Genomic DNA, 16880 nt, shown 5'->3' with positions numbered 1-16880 from the left:
AAATGCCAATGTGTAAAGAACGTACAGAAGAAGGAGCTAAGGAATGGATTCAATTGATAAAAAGGCCGCTTGAAGCGGCCTTTGAAAGTGACGTATTTACAACTATCGAAGGTCGAGTACTATCGGATGTTAAGGATAGTCTGGTTTAACTGATTATTCACTTCCAGCGCTCGCGAGTTAGCCTGGAAGTTACGTTGAGCAATAATTAGATCAATGAGCTCGGTGGTCAGGTTTACGTTAGCTTGTTCCAATGCGGAAGAGTTAATCTCACCAAAAGTACCAGTGGTTGCTTCGCCGGCAAGTGGTTCGCCAGATAAGATGCTCTCTTTCCATTGGGTTCCACTTTCCTGAGTGAGTCCCTGCTCATTAGAAAAACGCACTAATGCCACCCGCACGATAGGCTCAGATGTACCGTTGGAAAACGTGGCACGTACCAATCCGTCTGGACCAATGTCGATACCAGTCAGCCGCCCAACCGGCAACCCGTCCTGCTCCGCTGACGTTACCTCAAACGCTGACGCAAATTGTGTTGGTTCATTAGGCGTAGCGCTGTTAGGATCTAAATTAAAGTCGATGGCAATTTGTTGGGAAGCGTTAGAACCATTAGGAAGAATCGTTTCGCCAAGCGCTTCTGTGCGAATTTTGTAATCGGACTGCGCAATACCATCAGGTGACTGAATACCAATAAAGTCTCCGCCTTGGCTAAACTGCAACTTTGCTGCAGTTACACCGTTTCCCGAACTGGTGCCTACGGTATTAGTCGCAGTCGCAACATCAGAATCTGTACCATCGGAATTCACCATATCGACCAACTGGTCATCAACGGCAGTTGCCACATACCACTCGTTTTCAGCAGCGGCTGCGTTGTCTTTAATAAAGTAATAGGTCATTACATGACTATCACCTAAAGAATCGTAAACCATTACCGAGGTAGATGAATTGTATGTGAGTGGGTCTTCAGGATTAAATTGCGCGGGGTCAAGACCGGAATCTCCCGCAGGCAGATTCATTCGCAAGTTAACTTCGGAACTCTGTTGCGGCGAGCCAGATGAATCAGGAACACGTACCGGAACTGCGGTACTTAAAGCAACAGATGCACTGGTGCCGTCAGCGTTCACGGGGAAACCCAGCAGGTTGTCACCAGCACTGTTAACGACAAAGTTATCGCTATCCAGCTTAAATTGACCGGCGCGGGTAAATGAATAATCGCGAGAGCTGATTTCAGGTATGGTGGCAAAAAAACCATTTCCTGTAATTGCCAAATCCAATGCAGTATTAGTAAATTGCAAACTACCCTGTGAAAACTGTTGCGCCACTTCCTGCGTCAATACACCGTCGCCAACTTTGGTTTTGCTGCCTGCCAACAACGATGATGCATACACATCGCCGAACTCAGCACGGGACTCTTTAAAACCTACCGTATTTACGTTGGCGATATTATTGGCGGTAACATCCAAATCTTTTTGCGCAGCGGATACGCCGCTCAGTGCAATATTAAAAGACATTATTTCTTCTCCTGCTAACTGCCAATTTGGATGACGTCTTTAAGACTAATGCTAACATCACCATCCAAATTCAATATAATTCCCTGACTGCTTGCAGCCAGGCTGACGCTACCTACTTGACGATTCATTGCGGTGGGAATGGCAACACCTTCGCCATCAAGTTGACCGGTCGCATTGACTACATACTCTCCTGCCGGCATTGCCTTGCCGGTGTTATCCGTTCCGTCCCAGGTAAATTGAATATTTCCAGCCGCCTGAGATCCTGCATCAATTTTTTTCACCACTTCGCCATACTGATTCTCAATAGTAATAGTCATGTTCTGAACTGTCTTTTCATTAACAACCACTCCTGAGAAACCTGCCCCTTCTGTGGCTGAAAAACCGATATTCCCCTCTACCAGTACGCTCTGTCCAATAAGGCTTGAGGCCTGCAGTGCCTGATTGGAAGTCATCGACGATGAGAATGCTTCAAATTTTTCATTGAGCTGTGAAATTCCCTCGGCCATCGTAAATGACGTCATCTGGGCAACCATCTGGTCATTGTCTACTGGTTTAGTAGGATCCTGATTAGCCAACTGCTCTGTCAGCAGAGAAAAGAAATCCTCTTGTGTCAGGTTCTGTTCAGAACCATCAACAACAGGAACCTTTTCTTCCTGCCAATACATTTCATTTGTTAAGCTACCAGAGTTATTTATCGTACTCACGCTTGTTTCCTCAAAAACACGTTACCAGAATTACTAACCCTGACCGAGCTGCAATACACGATTAAAAATTTTCTTGGTTGTATCCGCGACCTGAACGTTGGTTTCGTAAGCTTTTGAAGCAGACATCATGTTCGCCATTTCTTCTACGATATTGACATTAGGTTTATAGATATAGCCGTTTTCGTCAGCCATAGGGTTATTCGGTGAATATTCCACCTGCAGAGGCGCATCGCTCTCGACGATCCCTTTTACCTGCACGCCAACGCCTTTTTGGCTATCTGTTGCACGTTGTAACTCAGCAGCGAAAACGGGATGACGCGCTTTATAGGTTTCTTCATAACTACTGCTAACGCTGTTAGCATTAGCAATGTTACTCGCAGTTGTATTCAGGCGAAGGCTTTCCGCCTCCATGCCTGTACTGGAAATATTCATTATATTAAAAAGGCTCATTAACCTTGCCCTCCACTTAATGCTTTCTTCATGCCTTGCAATTTTCCATTTAAAAATTGCAGGCTCGCTTGATAGCGCATGCCGTTATCAAGAAAAGCATTTCGCTCTGCTTGCACTTCAACCGTGTTACCGTCACCAGTATCCGGCTGATTAGGAATGCGAAACTGCACGTCAAACTGACTATTCATTTTTCCGGCGATATGATTATCGTGGGTACGTACCATGTTCTGATTCTTCTGAAGGGTTTCGGCAGATGCCATGGCTTTTTTAAAGTCAATATCCCGCGCCTTGTAACCGGGCGTGTTGGCATTCGCCAGGTTTCCTGCGACTACTTCCATCTTTTGTTCGCGGATGTTTAACGCTGTTTGATGAAAACCGACAAGACGGTCTAGATTAATTGCCATAAATAAAGCTCCTCATTTGCGTAGGGGTTGTGCAAATGAGATGCCAAATATTTTTTGACGGTTAAAATCTAACCTTGGGATTAGTCTTTACGCTGGTAATAAAGGCCTGGGTGGCACTTTACCATATTGAAAAGATCGCTGGCGCTACTGATAGATTCGGACGCGCCGAGGAAAAGGATGCCGCCGGGCTGCAGCAGAGCGGCAATTTGTTGCAGTATTTTCTGTTTTACTGCCGGGGCAAAGTAAATCAACACGTTACGGCAAAACACAATGTCTAAACGCCCCATAGCAGCGTAAGAGTGCAGTAAATTCATGCTGCGAAAACTTACCATATTGCGTACTTCAGGCTTTACCTGCATCAGCCCGCTGGAATGAGGAATAAAATATCGATCTCGTCGTTCAGGGGACAACCCACGGGCCAGCGATAATTCATCATAAAGCCCCTGTTCGCATTTCTCCAGCATGACTGACGACAAATCTGTGGCGATAATTTCCACATTTCCACGCATAGCGCCGGGTTTTTGTCGTTGATATTCCAGAACAGACATTGCTATAGAATATGGCTCTTGTCCTGATGAACAAGCAGCGCTCCAAATGCGAAGACGTTTATTTGCCGCTGCATAGGTAGGAAGAATGTCTTTAATTAACAGTTCAAAAGGATAACCATCACGAAACCACAAGGTTTCATTGGTGGTCATAGCATCTATAACAGATTGCAACAACCCGCGGTTTCCGCCTTGAATTGTAGCGTTAACAAGGGCATCTAAACTGTCATAATCATACTGATAAAGTAACGATGACAAGCGGCTGCGAACAAGATATTGTTTGTTATCACCTAATACGATGCCGCACTGCTGTTCCAGAAAGCGCCCAAATTGACGGTAACTTTCCAGCGACACTTCTTTATTTTTCAAACTATCGGCGCCTTTTTAACCGTTATTTTTGACCAGCCATTTTTGTACTGCTGTTGCCAGTTCATCCGGATGGAACTTGGCAATGAAGTCATCAGCTCCTACCTTTTGCACCATGGCCTGATTAAAAACACCACTTAACGATGTATGTAAAACCACATGAAGCTTAGACAGTTCCGGTGTATTTTTTATTTCGGCGGTTAGGGTATAACCATCCATTTCTGGCATTTCAATGTCAGAGACCAACACGCCCACCCGATTGGTAACATCGCCGGTTTCTGCCGCAATTTCCTTCAGGCGGTTCAGTGCTTCCAGACCATTTTTGGCGACTTCAATTTCCAACCCAATCGCGGTTAATGCCTTTTTAATTTGGCTACGAGCAACCGAAGAATCATCCGCAATAAAAATAATTTTATTTTCATTACCTTCTGTAGATAACGTAGCCGCTACATCCTGGCTTACTTCCGTATTTAGCGGGGAAATCTCATTTAATATCTTTTCTACGTCCAAAATTTCAATGAGTTCATTTTCAACCTGGGTAACAGCTGTTAAATAGCTCGCCCTGCCGGTACCCTGCGGAGGCGGCATTATAGCATCCCAGTTGGTGTTAATAATGCGCTCGACCGCACCTACCAGAAATCCCTGTACCGAGCGGTTGTATTCTGCAATAACAATAAAGGCAGAAGATAAATCCTCAATGCGTCGTCCGCCGGTGGCCATGCTTAAATCAATAACAGAAATAGTCTGCCCGCGGATATGCGCAATGCCTCTTACTAGTTTATTAAGCTTAGGAATCGCCGTTAGAGGCGGACACTGTAAAACCTCACGGACTTTAAAAACGTTGATACCAAACCTTTGTCTGCCGTTAAGTCTGAACAAAAGCAACTCTAACCGGTTTTGGCCTACCAACTGTGTCCGCTGGTTAACGGAGTCAAGAATACCTGACATACATTACCTCTACTTTAAATTGGGCACGATCATTGCGTTGAACCATATCACTAAATGATTAGCAGTAAAATCGCCAAAAAAGTGACACTTTTAACGTGCGGCGTACCGTCAGACTCTGCTCTCTTAATCATAGACAAAATGACACCAACTGAACATGAAAAAGTGAATATGCGCGAAATGAATATGAAAACGTCTTTCTTTGTCCCCGCCTTAATCGGCGCGTTATTGGTGAGCTTAACCAGTTTTACGGCTTTTGCACAGCCTGAGAAGAATAAACATAAAGATCTTCAAAACGGCGCCAAAGCTTATCTTCTTGAAGCCATCGGAGATCGACACAATCAGGATAACATCGTCATTGAGGTTGCTGATATTGATGATCGTATTGCTATACCTTCCTGCCCCACCGATTTTCAGTATCACGCCGATTCAGAAGCACTGGCTCAGTCTTATATTTCTGTTCGCGTAAGCTGCAAACAAAATGACTGGTATGTGTTTACCAACGCAAGAGTGCTGCGAACTCGCACAATTGCAGTTACAGCGGGAATGATAAGCCCGGGAACAGTATTAACTTCAGAAAATTTACGTTTGGCCGATATCGAAATTAATCGGTTGCGTCACACGGCGTATAACGACATCAAGCCCTTAATCGGCGCGCGAATGAAACATCGTGTACGGCAGGGCCAACCCATTCAAGCAAATATGTTATGCTTCGTTTGCGAAGGCGATCGTATTACTATTAGCGCTCAATTATCTGGCATGCAGGTAAAGACGGCAGGAATCGCTCAACAGGATGGCGTAATAGGTGATAATATTGAAGTATTAAACGCTAGCTCGCGCAAATCTGTTATCGCGGAAGTCGCCAGTGTGCAAGAAGTCGTGGTTCGTTTATAAAAGCGTTGTTATCCGTTAGCGTATGTTTTGGCAGCGTTTTGTCGGGTTTAAAATTTGCGTGATAAAATTAGTGGCTACGGCTCGCCAAGTAGACAAAAAATGTGCTAAAGAATAGGATAGCCCTGCCGATAACATATTCGAGGCGGTGTTATAGGTAGCGGATGAATAATTATGGCAATTAATAATGTAAATAGTGGGGCACCAAAAGCGCCACTGGATAATACGAAAATCAGTAATCAGCAACAACAGAATCAGGGTGCTGTTCAGCAGGAGGTAGCTAACAAAGCTGCAACCACCACGGCGCCTCGTCAGGATTCGGTTTCGCTGACTCAGTCTGCACAGCAATTAAATCAGGTGCAGAAGAAAAGTGCAGAAGCGCCAATTGATCAGGAAAAGGTCGATAAGCTTAAAAAGGCGATTCAAAGCGGCGAATATCGTGTCGATGCTGATTCTGTGGCGAAAAAGATCGCCCATTTAGAAGGCCAGGTTTTTGGCCTGAAATCTTAGAGGTAATTCATGGTGCAGTCACTTCAGTCAATGTTGGAGAATCAGGTAACTAACCTGGAAAAATTAGCCAGCTTGCTTGATCAAGAACTGCACCTTATTAGCTCACGAGATGCTGAAGCGCTAATGAATTTGCTTGAGGAAAAGGAGCAGACTCTTGAAGAAGTTCAGCGCCTGGATCTCGCAGTCGACAAGCAATATCAGGCATCAGCGGCTCAGAATGAAATATCGGACGATATTGACGCTCTGGTTGATGATGCGAAAAAGCTTGTAGATCAATGTAAGTACAAAACGACTATTAATCAAAAAGCAGTAGAACAGGGTCAGCTACGGTTGACACATCTGCGCAATTTAATGCTTGAAGTTCGCGCCAAAGAATCCCTCACCTATGATAAAAGCGGTAAACCTAAAGGCTCAGGCTTAGGAAAAGGCGTAAGCGCGTAATTTGAATCCACTGTGACGTGTGATCAACTCAGAGCACACAGCATTACGGATTAGTAAAAAACTCCAGATCGGCTTAAGCAACAACCATCGCATTGCGCTCAATGTCACTGATATTAAGGGATGGCTTGTTTTCTTTAAGACAATAAGCCACCAGACCAGCCATTAAATTGAGTGTAAAACCATTTATACTGCGATGCCTTGAGTGCTCAATGTATGAAATGTTCTTTAATTGGTCGTTGATAGTTTCAATAATGAAGCGCTTCGATAGCATCGCTCTGTCCCATAAAGACATCGCTTTTGCTTTCATATTTTTGCGAACCGTGGTGATAAGTTTGACGCCTTTCTCAAATAAATTAGCTTCTAATGCTTTGCTCAAATACCCTTTATCGCCATACAATTTGTCGGGTAAATGTCGAGCTAATTCTTCGACAGGTTTTGTGTCATGGACATTCCCCGTCGTCACTTTTGCCGCCACGATTTCACCTAGATGGCTCACTATCAAGTGTAGTTTAAAGCCGTAAAACCAGCCCATTGTTCCTTTTCCTCTTTGCGCTATCCCGTCAAAGGTTTTATGGCGAGGTATGCGAATATTATGGCAAACCTTTAGGCTGGTAGAGTCAATGAATTCAATGTCTGTAGGCTTTCCCTTTAAAGTACTGAAGTAGGCACACATGGGCACAATTGTTCGCGGCATCACTTCTAAAAAGCGCGTAACTAAGCAGATCAGGAAATGCGTTGCGATAAAATACTCTTACATATCTCGAGTAATAATTCTTAAAATCGCGATGATGTGACATGTGAAAACCGATGATGATTGTCATCATTTCACTCATTGACATACGGCACTCACGTCGTCGTCTTCTGGTGCCGTCTTCAAGTAGCTGCTTTTGCCATTGGGGAATAAACACTTTGCAAAAGTCATCGACATCGCAAAATAATTCAACTAGATTCTTCATGCCTGTTCCTTGTTGATTTGGTCATTTCTTTGTCGAAAGATCCGATCTTGGAACAGGCTTTTAGTTCAATTTCTTAAACAGGATTGGGGTTAAAAAGCTATGTCAGCTAAGAAAATATAAAAAAAAGCGCCTTCTGGCGCTTTTTTTGTGTTTACCTCTGATACTAATAGTACTTTACGTCTTTGATACGCTTCGGCTTTGTAGTGGCTAAATAAATTTCGTATACCCTGCGCATATCCAGTTCCATTTCGGTGGCGTAAGTGTCTTCACCTACCGGATAAGCTTTTATTACTCTGGCACCGCGAATAACGCCTGCAACCGAAGATTGCAGGGTGGAATTATTTACCACCAGATTGGCTAACGACTCATTGCCGTCAATTCGTTGACCATATACCTGCTCTGCTAGCTCCCGGTAAGCATCCAGTTTAGACGCCTTCATAGCCATTAACGTACGTACATCAGCAGAATCGCCAACCTGCGAGGCAATAGGCGCATACCCTACCGCCGTCAGAACAGGATAAGATTCTGGCTCCACTACTTCCCACTCCACCTGCTTGTCGAAAAGTGAAGTACATCCGGCAGCTCCCGCCAGCAGGCACAAACCCGTTACAGCTTGAGCTATCAGTCGCATGGCTTTCATAATTTGCTCTTCCACTCACAATATTTCAGTTAAAGCGGCACCTTGGGTTACTACGAAGTATTTTTACAGCACCACTTAGGTCAATTAGACTAACCTAAACCTACTAAGCAAAAATCACGCCCGATAAATAATAATAGGTGTTAGAAAAATGATGCTAAATTAGGAACACATTATGCTAGGTGAAGTAGAGAAAGGTTCTGATTGACAATTTGCTGAACGTGCGACGGCAGATTGGTCAAATTTACCGTGGCCTATTTATCGGATTTTACCATATATGTTTCAGTTTTTTCCGCCCTCCCGCTTAAAGCGAAAATTTATCGCTGTGCTCTTTTGCCTTCCAGGGTTCTGGCATGGGCAAGTTTCTGCCGCCTGGTTTGAAGCCCAGGGTCAGGCGCTGATTACTAATAACAACAAAGAAATGGCGCGTCACCAAGCCACACAGGAAGCGATAAAACAGGCATTGTTGTTTGCGGGGGCCTCGGTAAAAAGCGTGCAAACACTCACTAATGGCTTGTTGGCGAATGATAGCCTTCAGGTGACTGCGGAAGGTGAAGTCAATAATGTAGAACTGATTAGCGAAAACTGGCACCAGGATTTTGTCACCGTCAAAATTCGTGCTGACATATTTCCGCAAGCACGCTCCTGTCCGGCTGCAACCTTTACGAAAAACATCGCCACAACGTATTTTCCCATACAAAATCGCGAACAGGCCGTTGATGGTCAACTGGAAAAGTTATCTCAAAGTGTCGTGCGTAAGCTGCGCGATCAGTTTGCGGCGCTTTCCGATAGCGTGTCCATCAACGGTATCGCTCCTTACACTGCTCAGTGGTTTGACCGCCAGGTCCTTGAACAAGCCCCCGCCCTAGCCCGGCAACAAAAATCTCAGTTTGTGCTTGCAGCGGTCATTACCGATTTAAGTATTCATCGCCCCGCACCCAGCTCAGCATTGGCTTTTTGGAAAAGCGACACTGCGGAGCGCCGGTTTTCCATTAATATTAATCTGATTGATGGCATGAACGGCGCCACGTTACTGGAAAAAGACTACGTGCTCAACGCGCCGTGGGAATATGATCGGTTTGCAAAAGTCGATGTGACCAGCGCCGCGTTTTGGGGAACCGAGTATGGGCAGCGTTTGATTGCTCTATTGACAGACGTTGTTGAGAACGTCAAAGAAATTCTTATTTGCCAACCTGCTACCGGCAGAGTTATTGACGTTAATAATGAGCGCATCCAGGTCTCCATTGGCCGTGAACATGGTATTAAGGTGGGCGACGAATTATTTCTTTATCAAACAAAACAGGTGAAAGATCCTCATGGTTTATCTTTCCTGCAATACAACCTCTATCCAACAAAGGTGAAAGTCACAGCAGCCTACGCAGATTCTGCCACGGTAGAAGCGTTAGACAATGGAATTCTGGTTAATATTCAACCGAACGATTTTGTTGCGAAACGCTAAAGCTTCACCTTCTCAAATGGCTCGTTATAATGGGGGCTGATGTCCCCATAGTTCAACTGGATAGAACAAGAGCCTCCTAAGCTTTAGATCTGCGTTCAAGTCGCGGTGGGGACGCCAACTGCTTTTATAACTGGCGCATGACTTCGATGGTATTTCGACATAGAAGCTGTCATTCTATTTTCGCTTCATGCTTTCGCTTGTTTCCTGAGCAATCGCTTGCTGTCATATCGGTAAGCTTTAGGTAGAAGGTGAGTAACAGAGACTCGCACGGAAACATTACATTACTACCGCACCACGTTAGCCGTATCATGCGGTGTAAAATAGATTCTTTGCACAACCCAGGGCGGTAGTAATCGTAAGCGTAAAAATTGCGTATAAAAGCAAACAAGCGCTCAGTGGCGCTTTTTTATCCGAATATTATAAATGTCAGCGTGATGATAAGATCTTCAAGCATAGCAAAGCCTTGTTCATCAACCGCTGGATGCCGAGCGAGCCTTTATCACTAGGGATTGGTGTGACAAAATAGAGAAATTCCGCAACAATTAAATGCAAAGTGGGGGTAGTTTATGTCTCAACTTGAATCAGATGATTTACAGTCTTTTTTTGATGAGCTGGGAGATATCAAACCTCTTAAGGAAAACGATAAGGTTTATTCTCATTCCCCCGCCGAGGCATTGGCAAAAAAACAACGTCGCGCTGCGGCACAACAAGTATCTAATAAAGCTTATAACCCGCTAAGTATGGAAGGCGTCCAGCCGATAAAACCTGATGATTTTCTTGATTATCAGCAGCCCGGAATTCAGGACGGTGTATTTAAAAAGTTGCGCATGGGCAAATACGAAATAGAGCACCGGATATCCTTAAAAGGTTTAACGCTTGCAGAATCGCGTGACACTTTCTATTCAAGCCTTCGTCAGTGCCATGAGCGCGGTGTTCGAGCGATATTAGTTCAGCATGGTAAAGGTGAAAACAGCCAACCCTTCCCGGCCTTGAAAAAAAGTTACGTAAAGCACTGGCTTGGGGAACTGGAGGATGTAATTGCTTTTCACACAGCACAGCCACAACATGGCGGCTTACGTGCAACCTATGTCCTGCTGAAAAAGCATCCTCAGCAAAAGCTAATCAATCGGGAAAAAAATCGGCGGCGCTGACGGCCACGGGTGCTATTAGTATCACGAATTTGGTGCAGAAAAAGTCTTAGCCTCTCTGACTGCATTAATGTTTGACGTTACTGCTTAGGTACGACACAAATTGTTGTGTAACGGTTTTTCCTGTACCAACGTCAACCGGGAATCTTTAGCGCACATTACTGCTGAACTTGCTGTGGAGCTGAAAACGGCAGTAACAATCATAAGAAGCACTGCAACAGCCACACCTGTTAAACCAAACCCCTTTGAAGAACGATTCATAGTCGTCTCTAATTATTCCAACGAAGTGGTCTTGCACCACTTCAAACCCTACCCTCACAGATCCCTGTCTCGCAATCGCCTTTCTTAGCTGTTACTACTGTAAAGCAGCATCGGGTCGATAACAAGGTGCCATGCCATTAAATTGGCACCTTGTAGCCAGTTTTTTGACACTAACCAGCAAAAACCCTGGCATTTCTGAAAATTCGCATCCAAGCACCGTCTTCTTGCCAATCATCCGGCCGCCAGGAATTTGCTACCGCTCTGAATACCCGCTCAGGATGCGGCATTAAAATCGTGCATCTTCCATCCTCAGATGTCAGGCCCGTTATTCCCATTGGCGAACCATTCGGATTCGCCGGATAGTGGGACGCAACCTGACCATAGTTGTCAACATAACGAAGCGCTACCTGATTTGCCTGAACAATGGCGTCCAAAGAAGCCGCATCAGAAAACTCTGCACGACCTTCACCATGAGACACCGCAATAGGCATTAGCGAGCCCTGCATTCCCTGTAGCAAAACCGACTTCGATTCCATCACTTCGACCATTGCCACTCGTGCTTCAAAGCGTTCAGACAAATTGGTTACGAAGTGGGGCCAGTGCTTTGTTCCAGGAATTAAAGATTTCAGATTTGACAACATCTGGCAGCCATTACACACACCCAGCGAGAAAGTATCACTGCGGGCAAAGAAGGCTTCAAACTGATCCCGAGCGCGCGCATGAAACAACACCGATTTGGCCCACCCTTCACCAGCGCCTAATACGTCGCCGTAGGAAAAGCCGCCGCACACAGCCAGTCCGGAAAACTCTGCTAAGTTCACACGTCCTGCGAGAATATCGCTCATATGAACGTCAATTGCCGAAAAACCTGCACGGGTAAATGCTGCCGCCATTTCGACATGAGAGTTCACGCCCTGCTCGCGAAGTACCGCCACTTTGGGTTTAACACCGGTGGCTATCATCGGCGCCGCGACATCTTCGTTTACGTTGTAGCTAAGCTCTGCGTGCAAGCCAGGATCGGCTGCGTCAGCCTTTGCCGCATGCTCTTCGTCAGCACAGATGGGATTATCTCGCAGGCGCTGCATTTTGTGAGTGGTTTCAGCCCAGATAGTACGGAGATTGACACGGCTGTCAGTGAGTACCGCCACATCATTGCGTAAGAACTCAATCATATCCTTGCGGTTTATCGTGCCAATATCGTAAGCCAAATCCCCCAGCTCAAATTGCGCTAGCACAGCATTGACTGCGTCGATATTTGCTTCAGCAACCTGAATCACAGCGCCCAGTTCTTCATTAAACAATACCGCAAGATCATCTTCTGGCAGCGCATCTAACGACACTGACACGCCAGTTTTCCCAGCAAAGGCCATTTCAGCCACCGTACCGAAAAGACCACCATCAGAGCGGTCATGATATGCCAGCAACAAATCCTGCTTGATCAACGCTTGAATGGCGTTAAAAAAGTTGAGTAACTGCGCAGGATTATCAACGTCGGCAGGTTTATCGCCAAGCTGCTGATAAACTTGCGCTAAACAGCTCGCGCCTAAGCGATTCTGGCCGTTGCCCAAGTCGATTAACATTAATCGGCTAGCGCCTTTATCAGTGCGAATTTGAGGAGTAAGGGTTTTTCTTACATCTTTTACAGCGCCAAATGCGGTAATGATTAAGGAAAGCGGCGCGGTGACAGCTTTTTCTTCGTCGTTGTCACGCCATGCTGTTTTCATCGACATGGAGTCTTTACCCACCGGTATGGTAAGCCCTAACGCTGGACAAAGCTCCTCGCCCACTGCTTTAACCGCTTCGTATAAACCGGCATCTTCTCCGGGATGTCCAGCCGCGGACATCCAGTTCGCAGAGAGTTTAATACGCTTGATATCACCTATGTAAGACGCCGCAATATTAGTAAGGGCTTCACCCACAGCCAATCGAGCAGATGCCCCGTGAGAAAGCAATGCTACCGGCGTACGTTCACCGATAGCCATAGATTCTCCACAATAGGTATCATAGGATGTCGCCGTCACTGCCACATCCGCCACCGGCACCTGCCAGGGTCCTACCATTTGATCCCGGTTTACCAGACCTGTTACTGACCGGTCACCAATAGTAATAAGAAAGGTTTTTTCTGCCACGGTAGGCAGGCGCAGAATGCGTTGTGCAGCTTCAGCAATCTGGATGTTTTCACGATTTATCGCGCTGCCTGAAATTGCTGCAGATTTTGCGTCTCTGTGCATTTTAGGCGGTTTTCCTAACAGCACATCCAGCGGCATATCAATGGGTTGATTACCAAATTCATTATCGTTTAGCAGCAAATGTGGTTCTGCCGTTGCTTCGCCAACGACGGCATAAGGCGCTCTTTCACGTTCACAAATGGCAGTGAAAGTGGGCATATCTTTTGCGGCAACAGAAAGAACATAACGCTCCTGAGATTCATTACACCACAGCTCCAGTGGTGTCATGCCGGCTTCATCCGCCAGCACATTACGCAGTTCGAATTTACCGCCTCGGCCAGCGTCGTTCACCAATTCAGGGAGCGCATTGGACAATCCGCCTGCACCCACGTCGTGAATAAACTGGATGGGGTTGTCATCGCCGAGCTGCCAACAGGCATCAATGACTTCCTGACATCGCCGTTCCATTTCAGGATTATCCCGTTGCACAGAGGCAAAATCCAGATCTTCATTGGATTCACCCGACGCCATTGATGAAGCTGCACCGCCGCCCAAACCGATGTTCATCGCAGGACCGCCCAGCACGATCAGCTTGGCTCCGACAGTTATCTCACCCTTTTCGATGTGATTCTGGCGGATATTGCCCAAGCCGCCAGCCAACATGATAGGTTTGTGGTAGCCTCTTACTTCAGTGCCATTGAAACTGGTAACTTCCTGCTCATAAGTGCGAAAATAACCTAATAGAGCCGGGCGACCAAATTCATTATTAAACGCGGCACCACCTAACGGCGCCTCCGTCATTATATCTAATGCCGTGACAATGCGCTGCGGCTTACCGTAATCCAGTTCCCAAGGTTGCTCACTGCCGGGAATACGTAAATTGGAGACGCTAAAGCCCACTAAACCAGCCTTGGGTTTAGAGCCGCGCCCCGTTGCTCCCTCATCGCGAATTTCTCCGCCCGATCCAGTGGCTGCGCCAGGAAATGGCGAAATTGCCGTGGGATGGTTATGAGTTTCTACCTTCATCAAGATAGCTATATCTTCATGGTGATATTCATACTGATGAGACTGAGGATCGGGAAAAAAGCGTCCTGCCGGCCAGCCTTCCATTACCGCAGCGTTGTCTTTATAAGCAGAATGCACGTGGTCTGGACATAGCTCATAGGTATTTTTAATCATCTTGAACAAGGATTTATCTTGTTCTACGCCGTCGATGCTCCAACTGGCGTTGAAAATTTTGTGGCGGCAATGCTCAGAGTTCGCCTGGGCAAACATATATAGTTCAACATCGTTTGGATTACGGCCAAGTCGGGAAAAACTGGTGAATAAATATTCTATTTCATCATCAGCCAGAGCTAACCCTAATCTTCGATTAGCATCAATCAGCGCTTGTTTTCCGTCATGTAAAATATCCACCGATGCAAAGGTGCTGCCGGATTTTTGTGCAAATAACACTGCAGCATCAGATAACGTTGAAAACACCGATTCGGTCATACGATCATGAAGCTGAGCGGCAACCTGCTGTCGCTGTTCGCCAGTCAAAGCGCTTTCGGTTTCGATATAATATGCACAACCCCGCTCTATTCTTTCGATGACGTTGAGCCCGCAGTTATGGGTAATATCCGTGGCTTTAGAAGACCAAGGTGAAATGGTTCCCGGTCTGGGGGTGACGAATACTAATGTACCCTGTGGCGACTGAGCCTGCTTCTTCGGTCCATATGTCAACAGCTTATGCAGAATTTCTGTTTGATCGTCAGTAAGCTCAGATGTTGCGTTGACTAAATGGATAAATTCAGCATAAATACGTTTAACGGTGATGCCGGATTGACCCAGCCTTTCAATCAGTTTAGTTTGTCTAAATTCAGACAGTGCGGGGGCGCCTCGAAGGACCAACATATCGCTTTACCTGGTTGTTTGGAAACAGCGCATGACAGCTCAAAACGCTATCTCTGGGATTGAGGAGTTTTCGGCGCGAATTATAGAGGAATTCCGGCCACTTGATAACCTGCATTGCGGACAAGTTGCCGATTTTTTTAATTTTTTCGGTGTTTGGGAAAGTGAATTAGCATAACACAGCCTATGCAGTACTATATTACTCGTCCGTTTATCCGATGTGGCTTACTCCTGATCTTATTGTTTCAGACGCAAAGCTGCACGCCGCTGAGTCTGCCTAATGCATTATCGGAATTATTGCAGCGCAAGGTGATAAAGGTGGGTACAGTCTACGGCCGCACCACGTTCTATCATGGCCCTGCCGGCCCTACTGGCTTTGAATATGAACTGGCAAAAGGCTTTGCCGATTATCTGGGTATCGAGCTGCAGGTATTTCCGTTCTTTTCTTACCATGAACTCTTTTCGCAATTAACCAGTGGTCACATGGACGTTGCCGCAACGGGTGATGCGGTTACGCCTGTCGTCTCTGAACATTTTAAATTAGGCCCCGCTTATCAGCAGGTCAGCCAGAAGCTGGTGTTCCGGCAGGGTCAAGACCGCCCCCGTAGTTTCACCGATATTCGTTCCCCCATAACAGTAGTGAAGGGCAGTAGCCATGCGCAAACGTTAACTGCAGAAAGTCACGCTTATCCGGCTCTCGAATGGCAAGCTACTGAAGAGCGCGATACTGCTGAGATACTGCAAATGGTAGCGGAAGGAGCACTTGCATATACGGTGGTGGATACTAACAGCCTTGCTTTACAACGAAGACGTTTTCCTCAACTAAGTATCGGGTTTACTGTTAGTCAGTTGCAATCCATCGCGTGGCTGCTAAACCCCACGCAGGATGATTCGCTACGGGCAGCGATCATTGAATATTTTGGCATCATTCAACAAAACGGCGTGTTTAAGCGGCTGGAAGACAAGTACTTCGGTCATGTAAGAAAATTTAATTACGTCGATACCCGCGCTTTTATTACGGCAGTTGAGTCCGTGCTACCTTATTATTCACCGTGGTTTAAAGACTATGCTGGCGATTTGGATTGGCGGCTATTGGCCGCTATGAGTTATCAGGAAAGTCACTGGAATGAGGAGGCGACTTCTTACACTGGCGTTCGCGGCCTTATGATGTTAACCCAAGGCACGGCTACGGATATGAATGTGTTGTCTCGCTTAGATGCCGAAGAGAGTATTCGCGGCGGTGCGCAGTATTTCTCAGGGCTTCTGCACCGCATTCCGGCACGCATTACCGAACCGGATAGCATATGGATGGCACTTGCCGCTTACAATATTGGGTTTGGCCATTTAGAAGATGCCAGAGTGTTGACGCAGCGTCAGGGCGGCAATCCTGATCTATGGGTTGATGTTAAACAGCGTTTGCCAATGCTTCAGCAAAAACGGTATTACCGTCAGACCAAATTCGGTTATGCTCGCGGTGAGGAGGCCCGCCAATATGTCGAAAATATTCGCCGCTATTACGATACATTGGTGTGGCTGGAAGAACGTGAATCTGCTTTGCAATAACGCTAGGGCGTTGATGTGTGTGCTCACTCAGCGC

16 protein-coding genes, 1 tRNA gene and 1 pseudogene are annotated in these 16880 nt (G+C 46.2%); 8 read left to right on the top strand and 10 right to left on the bottom strand.

All coding sequences use genetic code 11. The annotated features are described in order from the left end of the window. Nucleotides 1-119: 119 nt before the first annotated feature. The 6 genes from flgE to CA267_RS14050 form a co-directional block, all read right to left on the bottom strand. Nucleotides 120-1505 (bottom strand): flagellar hook protein FlgE, encoded by a 1386-nt coding sequence (gene flgE / locus CA267_RS14075; RefSeq protein ID WP_075610628.1) that lies wholly within the window; start codon nt 1503-1505, stop codon nt 120-122. 14 nt (nt 1506-1519) lie between these two features. Further along, nucleotides 1520-2209 (bottom strand): flagellar hook assembly protein FlgD, encoded by a 690-nt coding sequence (locus tag CA267_RS14070; RefSeq protein ID WP_075610629.1) that lies wholly within the window; start codon nt 2207-2209, stop codon nt 1520-1522. A 33-nt stretch (nt 2210-2242) separates the two neighbouring features. Next, on the bottom strand, nt 2243-2659 hold the full coding sequence (gene flgC / locus CA267_RS14065; RefSeq protein WP_075610630.1) for a flagellar basal body rod protein FlgC: 417 nt from the start codon (nt 2657-2659) through the stop codon (nt 2243-2245). Continuing rightward, nucleotides 2659-3063, bottom strand: coding sequence for a flagellar basal body rod protein FlgB (gene flgB, locus CA267_RS14060; RefSeq protein WP_075610631.1), 405 nt, complete (start codon nt 3061-3063; stop codon nt 2659-2661). The genes flgC and flgB overlap by 1 nt, the downstream gene beginning before the upstream one ends. A gap of 80 nt (nt 3064-3143) precedes the next feature. Beyond that, nucleotides 3144-3977 carry a CheR family methyltransferase gene (locus CA267_RS14055; protein ID WP_075610632.1) on the bottom strand — a complete coding sequence of 278 codons (834 nt, stop codon included), beginning with the start codon at nt 3975-3977 and terminating at the stop codon, nt 3144-3146. A 15-nt stretch (nt 3978-3992) separates the two neighbouring features. Then, nucleotides 3993-4922 carry a chemotaxis protein CheV gene (locus CA267_RS14050; protein ID WP_075610633.1) on the bottom strand — a complete coding sequence of 310 codons (930 nt, stop codon included), beginning with the start codon at nt 4920-4922 and terminating at the stop codon, nt 3993-3995. Nucleotides 4923-5060: 138 nt separating this feature from the next. Here CA267_RS14050 and flgA point away from each other — a divergent pair, with 138 nt between their 5' ends. The 3 genes from flgA to flgN all read left to right on the top strand — a co-directional run bounded on the left by flgA (nt 5061) and on the right by flgN (nt 6761). After that, nucleotides 5061-5813 carry a flagellar basal body P-ring formation chaperone FlgA gene (gene flgA, locus CA267_RS14045; RefSeq protein WP_232367552.1) on the top strand — a complete coding sequence of 251 codons (753 nt, stop codon included), beginning with the start codon at nt 5061-5063 and terminating at the stop codon, nt 5811-5813. A 171-nt stretch (nt 5814-5984) separates the two neighbouring features. Further along, nucleotides 5985-6320: a flagellar biosynthesis anti-sigma factor FlgM gene (gene flgM / locus CA267_RS14040; RefSeq protein ID WP_075610634.1), complete on the top strand. Its 336-nt coding sequence runs from the start codon at nt 5985-5987 to the stop codon at nt 6318-6320. 9 nt (nt 6321-6329) lie between these two features. After that, nucleotides 6330-6761 carry a flagellar export chaperone FlgN gene (gene flgN, locus CA267_RS14035; protein WP_075610635.1) on the top strand — a complete coding sequence of 144 codons (432 nt, stop codon included), beginning with the start codon at nt 6330-6332 and terminating at the stop codon, nt 6759-6761. A 73-nt stretch (nt 6762-6834) separates the two neighbouring features. Here the strand turns inward: flgN and CA267_RS14030 are convergent. Continuing rightward, a pseudogene (locus tag CA267_RS14030) lies at nt 6835-7717 on the bottom strand (IS982 family transposase). A gap of 163 nt (nt 7718-7880) precedes the next feature. Next, complete coding sequence (locus CA267_RS14025; protein ID WP_075610819.1) at nt 7881-8348, bottom strand: LPP20 family lipoprotein; 468 nt, start codon at nt 8346-8348, stop codon at nt 7881-7883. 283 nt (nt 8349-8631) lie between these two features. Between CA267_RS14025 and CA267_RS14020 the strand changes: the two genes are divergently transcribed. The 3 genes from CA267_RS14020 (at nt 8632) to smrA (ending at nt 10964) form a co-directional block, all read left to right on the top strand. Then, nucleotides 8632-9813: a flagellar assembly protein T N-terminal domain-containing protein gene (locus CA267_RS14020; protein WP_075610636.1), complete on the top strand. Its 1182-nt coding sequence runs from the start codon at nt 8632-8634 to the stop codon at nt 9811-9813. 41 nt (nt 9814-9854) lie between these two features. Continuing rightward, a tRNA-Arg gene (locus CA267_RS14015) sits at nt 9855-9930 on the top strand. A gap of 449 nt (nt 9931-10379) precedes the next feature. Further along, nucleotides 10380-10964, top strand: coding sequence for a DNA endonuclease SmrA (gene smrA / locus CA267_RS14010; protein ID WP_075610637.1), 585 nt, complete (start codon nt 10380-10382; stop codon nt 10962-10964). Nucleotides 10965-11048: 84 nt separating this feature from the next. Here smrA and CA267_RS14005 read toward each other — a convergent pair whose 3' ends face one another. Continuing rightward, nucleotides 11049-11222, bottom strand: coding sequence for a hypothetical protein (locus CA267_RS14005; protein WP_170668993.1), 174 nt, complete (start codon nt 11220-11222; stop codon nt 11049-11051). Nucleotides 11223-11392: 170 nt separating this feature from the next. Then, on the bottom strand, nt 11393-15286 hold the full coding sequence (gene purL / locus CA267_RS14000) for a phosphoribosylformylglycinamidine synthase (protein WP_075610638.1): 3894 nt from the start codon (nt 15284-15286) through the stop codon (nt 11393-11395). 31 nt (nt 15287-15317) lie between these two features. Between purL and CA267_RS13995 the strand changes: the two genes are divergently transcribed. Beyond that, complete coding sequence (locus CA267_RS13995) at nt 15318-15461, top strand: hypothetical protein (RefSeq protein ID WP_170669066.1); 144 nt, start codon at nt 15318-15320, stop codon at nt 15459-15461. Nucleotides 15462-15469: 8 nt separating this feature from the next. Further along, a complete protein-coding gene (gene mltF / locus CA267_RS13990; protein WP_075610639.1) occupies nt 15470-16846 on the top strand; it encodes a membrane-bound lytic murein transglycosylase MltF in 1377 nt (458 codons plus the stop codon). Nucleotides 16847-16880 lie beyond the last annotated feature (34 nt).

Source organism: Alteromonas pelagimontana, assembly GCF_002499975.2.
GTDB lineage: Bacteria > Pseudomonadota > Gammaproteobacteria > Enterobacterales > Alteromonadaceae > Alteromonas > Alteromonas pelagimontana.
This window is presented reverse-complemented; position numbering and strand designations above follow the sequence as displayed.